This is a genomic window from Pseudonocardia sp., from assembly GCF_050246655.1.
GTDB lineage: Bacteria > Actinomycetota > Actinomycetes > Mycobacteriales > Pseudonocardiaceae > Pseudonocardia.
The window spans coordinates 1-9282 of sequence record NZ_JBFWVQ010000169.1; the positions used below are offsets into that span (position 1 = coordinate 1).

Annotated in this window: 9 protein-coding genes and 1 rRNA gene; all 10 read right to left on the minus strand. The window is 72.0% G+C overall.

Annotated features, from left to right (window positions below; translation table 11 throughout):
- Positions 1-307: ribosomal RNA gene (locus AB7J25_RS28810) — 16S ribosomal RNA — on the minus strand; the annotation flags it as partial.
- Positions 308-847: 540 nt separating this feature from the next.
- Complete coding sequence (gene tyrS, locus AB7J25_RS28815; RefSeq protein ID WP_428514220.1) at positions 848-2134, minus strand: tyrosine--tRNA ligase; 1287 nt, start codon at positions 2132-2134, stop codon at positions 848-850.
- A complete protein-coding gene (locus AB7J25_RS28820; RefSeq protein ID WP_428514204.1) occupies positions 2122-2757 on the minus strand; it encodes a DNA-3-methyladenine glycosylase in 636 nt (211 codons plus the stop codon). The genes tyrS and AB7J25_RS28820 overlap by 13 nt, the downstream gene beginning before the upstream one ends.
- Before the next feature lie 49 nt (positions 2758-2806).
- Positions 2807-4207: an argininosuccinate lyase gene (gene argH, locus AB7J25_RS28825; RefSeq protein WP_428514206.1), complete on the minus strand. Its 1401-nt coding sequence runs from the start codon at positions 4205-4207 to the stop codon at positions 2807-2809.
- A 17-nt stretch (positions 4208-4224) separates the two neighbouring features.
- Positions 4225-5433, minus strand: a complete 1209-nt coding sequence (locus AB7J25_RS28830) for an argininosuccinate synthase (RefSeq protein WP_428514208.1) — start codon at positions 5431-5433, stop codon at positions 4225-4227.
- Between the two features lie 38 nt (positions 5434-5471).
- On the minus strand, positions 5472-5993 hold the full coding sequence (locus AB7J25_RS28835) for an arginine repressor (protein ID WP_428514210.1): 522 nt from the start codon (positions 5991-5993) through the stop codon (positions 5472-5474).
- Positions 5990-6910: an ornithine carbamoyltransferase gene (gene argF, locus AB7J25_RS28840; RefSeq protein WP_428514212.1), complete on the minus strand. Its 921-nt coding sequence runs from the start codon at positions 6908-6910 to the stop codon at positions 5990-5992. The genes AB7J25_RS28835 and argF overlap by 4 nt, the downstream gene beginning before the upstream one ends.
- Positions 6907-8100, minus strand: coding sequence for an acetylornithine transaminase (locus AB7J25_RS28845; RefSeq protein ID WP_428514214.1), 1194 nt, complete (start codon positions 8098-8100; stop codon positions 6907-6909). The genes argF and AB7J25_RS28845 overlap by 4 nt, the downstream gene beginning before the upstream one ends.
- Positions 8097-9044 (minus strand): acetylglutamate kinase, encoded by a 948-nt coding sequence (gene argB, locus AB7J25_RS28850; RefSeq protein WP_428514216.1) that lies wholly within the window; start codon positions 9042-9044, stop codon positions 8097-8099. The genes AB7J25_RS28845 and argB overlap by 4 nt, the downstream gene beginning before the upstream one ends.
- On the minus strand, positions 9028-9282 hold a 255-nt coding region (locus AB7J25_RS28855; RefSeq protein WP_428514218.1), incomplete at its 5' end, for a bifunctional ornithine acetyltransferase/N-acetylglutamate synthase. The genes argB and AB7J25_RS28855, both read right to left, overlap by 17 nt.

A 9282-nucleotide genomic window follows, 5' to 3' on the forward strand; every position in this document is an offset into this window, starting at 1 on the left:
TGGCCGGTCGCCCTCTCAGGCCGGCTACCCGTCGTCGCCTTGGTAGGCCATCACCCCACCAACAAGCTGATAGGCCGCGGGCCCATCCCCCACCGAAAAAACTTTCCACCACCCACCATGCAGCAGGAAGTCATATCCGGTATTAGACCCAGTTTCCCAGGCTTATCCCAGAGTAAGGGGCAGGTCACCCACGTGTTACTCACCCGTTCGCCGCTCGTGTACCCCCAAAAGGGCCTTACCGCTCGACTTGCATGTGTTAAGCACGCCGCCAGCGTTCGTCCTGAGCCAGGATCAAACTCTCCAACAAAACCTGGCCAAACAAACCCCCCAGACACACAAGCCCGAGGGAAAAAACAAACTGGCACAAAACCAATCCGCAAAAACCACACCAACCACAGCCACAAAACCACAGCCGATGCAGTCAAAGCTCGACACACTGTTGAGTTCTCAAAAGACACCCGCACACCACCACGGCCCTCTTCGGGCCGATCCGGGGCAACTGCCCTAACTTACATGGCCTTGGGGACTTGGTCAAGCCCCTTCGAGCCGGTGGGAACCCTACAGCACCTCTCGGTGCGGGAGATCCCGGGGGTCCTACCCGGCCCGGGACACCTCGCGGCTTCCCGGACCGCCCAGGACCGTACAACGCCTTCCGGCGGTGTTCCGTTCCCGGGTGTTCGCCGTGATCCGGGGCCCGCTTCCCTCCCGGCCGAGCCGGTTCGTGTGGGGGCCGCCGTGGCGACGGGGAGAAAGTTACACACCCCGTCGAACCGGCCAGGAACGGGGGTCGCCTACTCACTGTCGTTGCAGGTCAGACGCTCTGTCGCGGCCGGAGGCGGACGCCGGCCTACGACACCCGGATCCCGGCGAGGTTGCGCTTGCCCCGGCGAAGGACGAGCCAGCCGCCGGCGAGGAGGTCCCCCTCAGCCGGGACCCAGCCCTCATCGGTGATCTTCGTGTTGTTCACGTAGGCACCGCCCTCACCGACCGTCCGGCGAGCGGCACCACGGCTCTCGCTCAGCCCGGATGCGACGAGCACGTCGACGATCGACGGCCCGTCGCCGAGCCGGACGGTGGCGGTCGGCACCTCGGCGAGGGCCGCATCGAGCGTCGCGCCGTCGAGCTCGCGCAGCTCGGCGCGCCCGAACAGCGCGCGGCTCGCCGTGACCACCTGCTCCGTCTGCCGTTCGCCGTGGACGAGCGTGGTGAGCTCGGCGGCCAAACGTTGCTGTCCGGCGCGCAGATGGGGCCGTTCGGCGACCTCCTTCTCCAGGTCGGCGATCTCGTCGGCGGTGAGGAAGGTGAACAGCCGCAGGTAGCGCCCGACGTCCGCGTCCGCGACGTTGACGAAGTACTGGTACCAGGCGTAGGGCGAGGTCATCGCCGGATCGAGCCAGATGTTCCCCCCGCCGGTGGACTTGCCGAACTTCCGGCCGTCCGCGTCGGTGACGAGCGGGGTGGTGAGTGCGTGCACGGTCTGGCCCTCGACGCGACGCACCAGCTCGACCCCGCCGACGATGTTGCCCCACTGGTCCGACCCGCCGATCTGCAGCCGGCAGCCGAGGCGGCGGAACAGGTGCAGGTAGTCCTGGCTCTGCAGGAGCAGGTAGCTGAACTCGGTGTAGGACATCCCGTCCGCAGCCAGGCGCCGCTTCACGGTCTCCCGGCCGAGCATCACGTTGACGGAGAAGTGCTTCCCGACATCGCGAAGGAAGTCCAGGACCGTCTGCCGACCCGTCCACTCCAGGTTGTCCACCACGAGCGCGCCGGTGGGCGAGGAGTCGAACTGGACGAACCGCTCGAGCTGCCCACGGATCCGCTCCGCCCAGGCTTGGACCGTCTCGACACTCTGCAGCGAGCGCTCACCGACGTCACGCGGGTCGCCGATCATCCCGGTCGCGCCCCCGGCGAGGACGATCGGCCGCGCACCCGCCTGCTGGAAGCGCCGCAGGGTGAGCAGCGGGACGAGGTTGCCGGCGTGCAGGCTGGGCGCCGTCGGGTCGAACCCGCAGTACAGCGTGAGGGGTTCGGGACCGGACAGGTCGCGGCGCAGGGCCTCGCGGTCGGTGGTCTGCGCGACCAGGCCGCGCCAGTCGAGCTCGTCGAGGATGTCGCTGGTGCTCACCCGGCCGATTGTGTCCCACGCGTCACGCGAGTTCCGGGGCGGTAGCTGCTCACGGCAGGTGACCCGTCGATCCAGAACCGCCACGGCGTGTCGGCCGCCGTCGCGACACCGACGCGCGGGCCCGCGCGCACGAGCGCGGGATCGACCGGCTCCGCCGCCCGCAGGCGGACGGGTGACTCCGCGGACGTGACGTCCACTCCGTTGTGCTCCCGGCCCAACCCGAGCAACGACGCCAGCCGCGCAGGGCCACGGGCCAGCTCGGCGTCCCGGCGTGCGCTGGGCCGGCGGATCCGCGCGACGAGCGGGTCCGACACCACCTCCCCCGCCCGCAACAGGACGGCGGCGGCCTCACCGTCCGGCTGGCACGACACGTTGGCGCAGAAGTGCATGCCGTAGACGAAGTACACGTAGAGGTGGCCGGGTGCCCCGAACATCACGGCGTTGCGCGGGGTGCGGCCGCGGAAGCTGTGCGACGCCGGATCGTCCGCTCCCCGGTACGCCTCGACCTCGACGAGCCGCACCGCCACGGGGCCCTGTGGTGTGTCCGATTCCACAACGCACCCGAGGAGCCGGACGGCCGCATCGACGACGTCGACCGCCAGCTCGGCACGTCCGAGCAGCGCGCCGGTCATCCGCACCTCGGCGCGGGACGGATCGCCGTGGGAGGAGTCACTGCACGGGTCACTGCGCCAGCCACGCCCTGGCCGCCGCCACGCTCGCGCGCAGGGCCGTGAGCTGCTCGGCCACCCGTGGACCGGCCGTCCCGCCGCGGGCGTCCCGGGACGCGATCGATCCCTCGACCGTGAGCACCTCGCGGACAGCCGGGGTGAGCGCCGGGTGGACGGCCGCGAGCTCGGAGTCCGTGAGCCCTTCCAGGCCGACGCCGCGGGCCTCGGCCGCCCGGACGCAGCCGCCGGCGGCCTCGTGCGCCACCCGGAACGGCACCCCCTGCCGGACCAGCCACTCGGCGACGTCCGTCGCCAGGGTGAACCCGGCCGGGGCCAGCTCGGCCAGGCGCCGCGTGTGGAAGGTGAGCGTGCCGACCATGCCGGCCATCGCGGGGAGCAGGAGGTCGAGCTGCTCGACGGAGTCGAACAGCGGCTCCTTGTCCTCCTGCAGGTCGCGGTTGTACGCCAGCGGCAGGCCCTTGAGCGTGGCCAGCAACCCCGACAGGTTGCCGATCAACCGCCCGGCCTTGCCGCGCGCGAGCTCCGCGACGTCCGGGTTCTTCTTCTGCGGCATGATCGAGCTGCCGGTGGAAAAGGCGTCGTCGAGCGTGACGTAGCCGAACTCGGCGGTCGCCCAGAGGATCACCTCCTCGGCGATGCGGGAGAGGTCGACGGCGATCATCGCCAGCACGAACGCCACCTCCGCCGCGAAGTCCCGGGCGGCCGTGCCGTCGATCGAGTTCTCGACGCTGCCGGCGAAGCCCAGCTCCGCGGCCACCGCCTCCGGGTCGAGCCCGAGCGAGGAGCCGGCGAGCGCCCCGGACCCGTACGGCGACACCGCCGCGCGCCGGTCCCAGTCCTGCAGCCGGTCGACGTCGCGCAGCAGTGCGTGCGCGTGGGCCGCGAGATGGTGGGCGAGGAGCACCGGCTGGGCATGCTGCAGGTGGGTGCGGCCCGGCATCGGGGCGTCCGGGTGCGCCTGCGCCTGGGCGACGAGCGCGTCCACGACGTCCAGCACCCCGGCACCGACCCGGCGTGCCGCGTCCCGCAGCCACATGCGGAACAGCGTCGCCACCTGGTCGTTGCGCGACCGGCCCGCCCGCAGCTTGCCGCCCAGCTCCGGCCCGGCGCGCTCGATCAGCCCGCGCTCCAGTGCGGAGTGGACGTCCTCATCGTCCGACACGGGGCCGAACGCGCCGGACGCCACGTCCGCGGCGAGCTTCTCCAGGGCGTCCAGCATCAGCGACAGCTCGTCGTCGGACAGCAGGCCGGCCCGGTGCAGGACCCGGGCGTGGGCCTGGGAGCCGCGCACGTCGTACGGCGCCAGCCGCCAGTCGAAGTGGGTGGACACCGACAGCGCGGCGAGCGCGTCCGACGGCCCGCCGGTGAAGCGGCCGCCCCAGAGACCAGACATGCCAGGCAGGCTAACCGTCAGACACCCGAGCCCCGCACGCGCTGGTCGCGGCGCGCGGCGATCTTGCTCGGCAGGCCCCAGAGCTGCACGAATCCCTTCGCGAGCGACTGGTCGAACACGTCGCCCTCGTCGTAGGTGGCGAGGTGGAAGTCGTAGAGCGACGCCTCCGAGCGGCGCCCCGTGACGACGGCGCGCCCGCCGTGCAGCGTCATCCGGATCTCCCCGGTGACATGGGCCTGGGTCTCGGCGATGAACGCGTCCAGCGCGGACTTCAGCGGGGAGAACCACAGGCCGTCGTACACCAGCTCGGCCCACCGCTGCTCGACGGTCCGCTTGAAGCGGGCGAGGTCGCGCTCGACGGTGACGTTCTCCAGCTCCTGGTGGGCCGTGACCAGCGCGATCGCGCCGGGTGCCTCGTACACCTCGCGGCTCTTGATGCCCACCAGGCGGTCCTCGACCATGTCCAGCCGCCCGACGCCCTGCGCGCCGGCGCGGGCGTTGAGCTCCTGGATCGCGCCGAGGACGCTGACCTGCTGACCGTCGATCGCCACCGGCACGCCGCGTTCGAAGCGGAGGACCACCTCGTCGGCGGGCCGCGGCACGGCCGGGTCCGACGTGTAGGAGTAGACGTCCTCGATGGGCGAGTTCCAGATGTCCTCGAGGAAGCCCGTCTCGACCGCGCGGCCCCAGACGTTCTGGTCGATCGAGTACGGCGAGCGCTTCGTGACGTCGATGGGCAGCTGGCGCTCCTCCGCCCAGGCGATCGCCTTCTCGCGTGTCCACGCGAAGTCCCGGACGGGGGCGATGACGTCCAGCTCCGGGGCGAGCGCGCCGATGCCGACCTCGAAGCGCACCTGGTCGTTGCCCTTTCCCGTGCAGCCGTGCGCGACCGTGGAGGCGCCGTGGTACTTCGCGGCCTCGACCAGGTGCTTGACGATCAACGGCCGGGAGAGCGCCGACACGAGCGGGTAGCGCTCCATGTAGAGCGCGTTGGCCTGCAGCGCGGGCAGGCAGTACTGCTCGGCGTACTCGTCGCGCGCGTCCGCGACGACGGCCTCCACGGCCCCGCAGGCCAGCGCCCGTTTGCGGATCTCCTCGAGGTCCTCGCCACCCTGGCCGACGTCCACCGCGACCGCGACGACCTCCGCCCCGGTCTCCTCGGCGATCCAGCCGATGCCCACCGAGGTGTCGAGCCCACCGGAGTAGGCCAGTACCACCCGTTCCATTGCTTCTCCTTCTGGTCGAGACGCGGCAGGCGACGCTTCTACAGATCGCGCAGCCGCGAGGCGAGCTCGGCACCGGTGAGCGGCTCCCGCGCCACCACCAGGATCGTGTCGTCCCCGGCGATCGTGCCGAGGACGTCGTGCAGGCCGGAGCGGTCGAGGACCCCGGCCACGTACTGGGCGGCACCCGCGGGGACCCGCAGGACCGCCAGGTTGCCGCTGCCCTCGGCCGAGAGCAGCATCTCGCCGAGCACCCGCGCCAGGCGGGCGGGGCCCCCGCCGTGCCGGCGGACCGGATCCTCGGCGGGCAGGGTGTACACGCCCTCCGACGGGATCACGTAGACCGGCCCCTCCGGACCGCGCAGCTTCACCGCACCCAGCTCGTCCAGATCGCGCGACAGGGTGGCCTGCGTGATGTCGATGCCGTCTGCCTCCAGGAGGTCCAGCAGCTCGGCCTGGCTGTGCACGGGCCGCGACGCCACCAGGTCGACGATCCGGGCCCGGCGCGCCGCGGGTGCCCGCCGGCCGTCCGCGCCCCGGTTCCCGACGTCCGGCTGCGTCATCGCCGCAGCAACCAGGTGAGCAGCGCCTTCTGCGCGTGGAGCCGGTTCTCGGCCTCGTCCCAGATCGCACTCGCCGGTCCGTCCATCACCTCGTCGGTGATCTCGTCCCCCCGGTGTGCGGGCAGGCAGTGCAGGACGATCGCGCCCGGCGCGGCGCGGGAGAGGAGCGCGGCGTCGACGCGGTAGGGGCGGAACACCGAGGCCCGGTCGTGGCCGTCCGACTCCTGGCCCATCGACGTCCAGGTGTCCGTGACGAGCACGTCCGCGCCGTCCGCAGCGGCGTGCGCATCGCTCACCACCTCCACGCCACCACCGGTGTCCGACGCCCGGTTCTTGGCGTCGCGCAGGATCGCCGAATCGGGGGCGAAGCCCTCGGGCGCCGCGATCCGGACGTGCAGGCCCGCGGTGGCACCACCCAGCAACAGCGAGTGGGCCATGTTGTTCGCGCCGTCCCCGAGGTAGGTGAGGGTGAGGCCGGCGAGGCGGCCGTGCCGCTCGCGGACGGTCTGCAGGTCGGCGAGCACCTGGCACGGGTGGAACTGGTCGGTGAGCGCGTTGATCACCGGCACCGTGGCCGCCGACGCCATCTCGCCGATCCGCGACTGGTCGCCGGTGCGCCAGACGATCGCCGACACGTATCGCGACATCACCCGGGCGGTGTCCGCGATCGTCTCGCCACGGCCGAGCTGGCTCGCCCGCGCGTCCACGATGAGCGGCTGGCCGCCGAGCTGGGCGATGCCCGTCTCGAACGACAGCCGGGTGCGGGTGGACGGCTTGTCGAACAACACCGCCACCGCCTGCGGCCCGGCCAGCGGGCGGTGGGCGAACGGGGCCACCTTGACCTCGTCCGCGAGCCGCAGGATCTCGAGCTGCTCGTCCGGGGTGAGGTCGTCGTCCCTCAGGAAATGGCGGGTCATGTGGGAGCACCTGCCAGCGAGTCCAGGATCGCCGGAAACGCGGAGACGAAATCCGCTGCCTGCTCCGAGGAGAGCACCAGCGGCGGGACGAGCCGGATGCGCGTCGGGACGGCCGGGTTGACCAGGTAGCCGGCCTCCTTCGCCGCAGCGGCGACCGCGGGCGCGACCGGCGCCGTCAGCCCGACGCCGATCATGAGGCCCGCGCTGCTCACCTCCTCGATCAACGGATGGCCGAGGCCGTCGATGCCCGCCGCGAGCTCCTTGCCGACGAGCGTGGCGTGCTCCAGCAGGCCCTCGGCGGCGATCGTGCGCAACACCGCGAGCGCGGCGGCACAGCTGATCGGGTTGCCCCCGAACGTCGTGCCGTGCTGGCCGGGCTGGAGCAGGTCGGCCGCCGCGCCGATGCCGATGCACGCCCCGATCGGCAGGCCACCGCCGAGCCCCTTCGCCAGCGTGAGGACGTCCGGGACGACCCCCGCGTCCTGGTGGGCGAACCATCGACCGGTGCGCCCGATCCCGGTCTGCACCTCGTCCAGCACGAGCAGTGCCCCGCGCTCCTCGGTGATCCGGCGGGCCGCCTTCAGGTAGCCGGGCGGCGGCACGATCACGCCGGCCTCTCCCATGATCGGCTCGAGGACGACGGCGGCGGTCGCGCTGTCCACGACCGCGTCCAGCGCGTCCACGTCGCCGAACGGGACGTGGGTGACCCGGGGCGGGAGCGGCTCGAACGGCTCGCGCTTCGGGGGCTGCCCGGTGAGCGCGAGCGCACCCATCGTGCGGCCGTGGAAGGCGTTCTGCGCGGCGACCAGGTCCAGGCGCCCCGTCAGGCGGGCCATCTTGAAGGCGGCCTCGACCGCCTCGGTGCCGGAGTTGCCGAAGAGCACCCGGGCCGGACCCACCTGCTCGTCGAGATCCAGGATCTCGACGAGCCGCTCGGCCAGCTCCAGCGCGGGCTCCGTGACGAAGAAGTTCGACGTGTGACCGAGCGTACGGATCTGCGCGCTCACCGCCTCGACGACCGCGGGATGCGCGTGCCCGAGCGCGTTGACGGCGATGCCCGCGTACAGGTCGAGGTAGCGGCGGCCGTCGGCGTCCCAGACGTAGGCGCCTTCGCCGCGCAGCAGCGTGGTGGGCGGCGTGCCGTAGTTGTTCATCATGACCGCCTGCCAGCGGTCCTGGTAGCCACTCACGACGGCACCACCATGGTCCCTACCCCCTCACTGGTGAACACTTCGAGCAGGACCGAGTGGGCGATCCGCCCGTCGATCACGTGTGCCTGCGGCACCCCGCCGCGCACGGCCCGCAGGCAGGCCTCCATCTTCGGCGCCATGCCCGACTCCAACGTCGGCAGCATCGGCTCCAGCTCGTCGGCCGTCAGCTCGCTGACGATCGACTCCGGGTCGGGGTAGTCGCGGTACAGGCCGGCCACATCGGTGAGGACCACGAGCTTCACCGCATCGAGCGCCGCGGCGAGCGCAGCGGCGGCGCTGTCCGCGTTGATGTTGTGGACGACGCCGTCGACGTCCGGGCCGACACCCGCCACGACCGGGATTCGCCCGGCGGCGACGATGTCCAGCACGGCGGCCGGGTTGACGTCGACGACGTCCCCGACCAGACCGAGGTCGACCGGCTCCCCGTCCACCAGCGCGGGCCGCTTCTCCACGGTGAACAGGCCCGCGTCCTCACCCGAGAGGCCCACGGCGTAGGGCCCATGCTGGTTGATCAGACCGACGAGCTCCCGCCCCACCTGGCCGACCAGCACCATCCGGACGACATCGATGGTCTCGGGCGTGGTGACGCGCAGGCCGCCGCGGAACTCGGCGGGCAGGCCGAGGCGCGCGAGCATCGCCGTGATCTGCGGGCCGCCACCGTGGACGACGACCGGGCGGATGCCCGCGAGCCTCAGGAAGACCATGTCCTGGGCGAACGCGGCCTTCAGCTCCTCGTCGATCATCGCGTTCCCGCCGTACTTGATCACGACCGTCCGGCCGTGGAAGCGCTGCAGCCACGGCAGCGCCTCGGCGAGAACGGCCGCCTTCTCCCCGGCGCGCTTGAGCCGGGCGGCGGCACCGTCGACGACGTCCGTGGCGGGCCCGGCAGAAGACTCAGCAGGAGACTCAGGAGGAGTAGGCACTGTTCTCCTCCACGTACGCGTGCGACAGGTCCGTGGTGCGGATGTCCGCCGTGGCCTCCCCGAGACCGAGCGAGACCTCCACCAGGACCTCGGGGCCCGACAGGTCGGCCGCCGTGCGGTCGCCCGCCGCCACGCCCTTGCGGCACAGCACGACCCCGTTGACCGCGATGCCGAGCCGATCGGGGTCGAGTGCGGCGTCCGCGTAGCCCGCGGCGGCGGCGATCCGGCCCCAGTTCGG

Bases quoted from the DNA above. Each gene is read 5' to 3' on its own strand.
- AB7J25_RS28830 (WP_428514208.1), bottom strand. From the start codon at position 5,433: ATGGAACGGGTGGTACTGGCCTACTCCGGTGGGCTCGACACCTCGGTG.
- AB7J25_RS28820 (WP_428514204.1), bottom strand. From the start codon at position 2,757: ATGACCGGCGCGCTGCTCGGACGTGCCGAGCTGGCGGTCGACGTCGTC.
- argH (WP_428514206.1), bottom strand. From the start codon at position 4,207: ATGTCTGGTCTCTGGGGCGGCCGCTTCACCGGCGGGCCGTCGGACGCG.
- AB7J25_RS28835 (WP_428514210.1), bottom strand. From the start codon at position 5,993: ATGACGCAGCCGGACGTCGGGAACCGGGGCGCGGACGGCCGGCGGGCA.
- argF (WP_428514212.1), bottom strand. From the start codon at position 6,910: ATGACCCGCCATTTCCTGAGGGACGACGACCTCACCCCGGACGAGCAG.